Source organism: Spirillospora sp. NPDC049652 (assembly GCF_040675125.1).
GTDB lineage: Bacteria > Actinomycetota > Actinomycetes > Streptosporangiales > Streptosporangiaceae > Spirillospora.
Window position 1 is genome coordinate 1 of sequence record NZ_JBFAOF010000929.1, and the last position, 2,782, is coordinate 2,782.

Sequence of the window (2,782 nt, forward strand, 5' to 3'; positions counted from 1 at the left end):
CGCGCCCGGCACGGCCGGGCCCGCGATCGCCGTCGTCGGCGCGGGATGCCGGTATCCGGACGCGGCGTCCCCCGCCGAGCTCTGGGAGAACGTGCTGACCGGACGGCGCGCGTTCCGTCCGCTCCCGCCCGGACGGCTGAACCTCGCCGACTACGCGGGCGGCGGAGCGGACTCGACGTACGTCCGGTCCGCCGCCGTCCTCACCGACTGGACGTTCGACCGCGCCCGGCACCGGGTGTCCGGGGCGAGCCACCGCGTCACCGACCCGGTGCACTGGCTCGCGCTCCAGGTCGCCGCCGAGACGCTGGAGGACGCGGGGTTCCCGGACCTGCGCGGGCTGTCCCGCGACCGCGTCGGCGTGGTGCTCGGCAACTCCCTGACCGGCGAGTTCAGCCGCGCCGGGCTGCTGCGGCTGCGCTGGCCGTACGTCGCCCGGGTCGTCCGGGACGCCCTCGCGGACGCCGGCCTCGCCGATGACCGGGCCGCCGTGCTGATGGCGCGGCTGGAGCGCGGGTTCAAGGCCCCGTTCCCCGAGCCGACCGACGAGAGCCTGGTCGGCGGGCTCGCCAACGCCGTCGCGGGCCGCGTCTGCAACCACTTCGACCTGCGCGGCGGCGGCTACACCGTGGACGGCGCGTGCGCCTCGTCGCTGCTGGCGGTGACGACGGCCTGCTCGGCCCTGGCGTCCGGGGACCTGGACCTGGTACTGGCGGGCGGCGTGGACGCCAGCCTCGACCCGTTCGAGCTGGTCGGCTTCGCGCGGCTGGGGGCGCTCGCCGCGGACGAGATGCGGATCTACGACGCGCGGCCCACCGGGTTCCTCCCCGGGGAGGGCTGCGGGATGGTCGCGCTGATGCGGGCGGCGGACGCGCGCGACGCGGGCCGCGTCCCGCTGGCGCTGATCCGGGGCTGGGGCGTGTCGTCCGACGGGAGCGGCGGCCTGACCAGGCCGACTCGCGACGGCCACGTGCTGGCGATGCGCCGCGCCTACGCGCGGGCCGGGTTCGGCGTCGAGACCGTCGCGCTGTTCGAGGGGCACGGCACCGGGACCGCCGTCGGCGACACCACCGAGCTGACCGCGCTGTCCGCCGCCCGGAGCGAGGCCGCCCCCGGCCTGCGGCCCGCCGCGATCGGCTCGATCAAGGGGATGATCGGGCACACCAAGGCGGCCGCCGGGGTCGCCGGGTTCATCAAGGCCGTCCTCGCGGTGGACGCGCAGGTGCTGCCGCCGAGCGTGGGCAGCGTCGACCCGCACGAGGTGCTCGCCGAGGACGGCGCGCCGCTGCGCACGCTGCGCCGGGCCGAGCCGTGGCCCGAGGACGCGCCGGTGCGCGCCGGGGTCACCGCCATGGGGTTCGGCGGCATCAACACCCACATCGTGCTGGAGGGCGAGGCCGTCCGGGGAACCGGGCTGGACGCGGTGACCCGCGAGCTCGCCGCGTCCCCGCAGGACGCCGAGCTGCTGCTGCTCGACGCCGGGACCACCGCGGAGCTGCGCGCCCGGGTCGCCGAGCTGGCCGACTGGGTGCCGTCGGTGTCGTACGCGCAGCTCGCCGACGTCGCCGACGCGGCGCGCCGCCGGCTGTCCGGGCGGCCCCACCGGGCGGCGGTGATCGCGACCTCGCCCGAGCAGGCCGAGCGGGAGCTGCGGCGGCTGCTGGAGGCGCTGGACGCGGGCGAGACCGCGCTGCTCACCCCGAACGGCTCGGCGTTCCTCGGCCACGTCACCCGCCCGGCCCGGGTCGGCTACCTGTTCCCGGGCCAGGGCGCGGGCCGCTCCACGACCGGGGGCGCGCTGCGCCGCCGGTTCACCGAGGCGGACGCGGTGTACGCGCGCGTCCGGCTGCCGCGGAGCGGGGACATGGCCGCGACCGAGGTCGCGCAGCCGCGCATCGCCACCGGCTCGCTCGCCGGGCTGCGCGTGCTCGAACGCCTCGGGCTGCGCGCGGACGTCGCCGTCGGGCACAGCCTCGGCGAGATCACCGCGCTGCACTGGGCGGGCGCGGTCGGCGCGGACGCGCTGCCCGAGCTGGCCGCCGCGCGCGGCCGGGCGATGGCCGAGCACAGCACCGGCGCGGGGGCCATGGCGGGCCTGGCCGCCCCGGCGGACGTGGTCGTGCCGCTGCTCGCGGACGGCCCGGTCGTCATCGCGGGCTACAACGGCCCGAACCAGACGGTCGTCGCCGGACCGGCCACCGCGGTGGACGCGGTCGTCGGCGCGGCCGAGCGCGCCGGGATCGACTGCACCCGGCTCGCCGTCTCGCACGCCTTCCACTCGCCGCTGGTCGCCCCCGCCGCCGAGGCGTTCGACGCGTGGCTGGCCGGGCGCGAGTTCGGCCCGGTCGAGGGCCGGGTGGTGTCCACGGTGACCGGCGAGCCGCTGGACCCGGACGCCGACCTGCGCGCGCTGCTGCGCCGCCAGATCGCGGACCCGGTCCGGTTCGGCCAGGCCCTGGAGCTGGCCGGCAAGGACGTGGACCTGTTCGTCGAGGTCGGCCCTGGCCGCACGCTGAGCGCCCTCGCCGGAAACGCCCTGGACGTCCCGGCCGTCGCGCTGGACACCGACGACGAGTCGCTGTCCTCGCTGCTGCGCGTGGTCGGCACCGCGTTCGTGCTCGGCGCCCCCGTGGACCACGGCGCGCTGTTCGTCGGACGGCTCGTCCGGCCGCTGGAGATCGGCGCGGACTTCTCGTTCTTCGCCAGCCCGTGCGAGCGCGCGCCCGAGGTGACCGTCGAGACGGCGACCCGGCCCGCCGCCGGGCCCGCCGCCGGGCCCGGCGGC

Annotated in this window: 1 protein-coding gene; it reads left to right on the top strand. The window is 78.2% G+C overall.

Going from position 1 to position 2,782, the window contains the following annotated elements; genetic code table 11:
* A partial coding sequence (locus AB0J52_RS34990; protein WP_500187190.1) for a beta-ketoacyl synthase N-terminal-like domain-containing protein occupies positions 1 to 2,782 on the top strand: 2,782 nt, incomplete at both ends.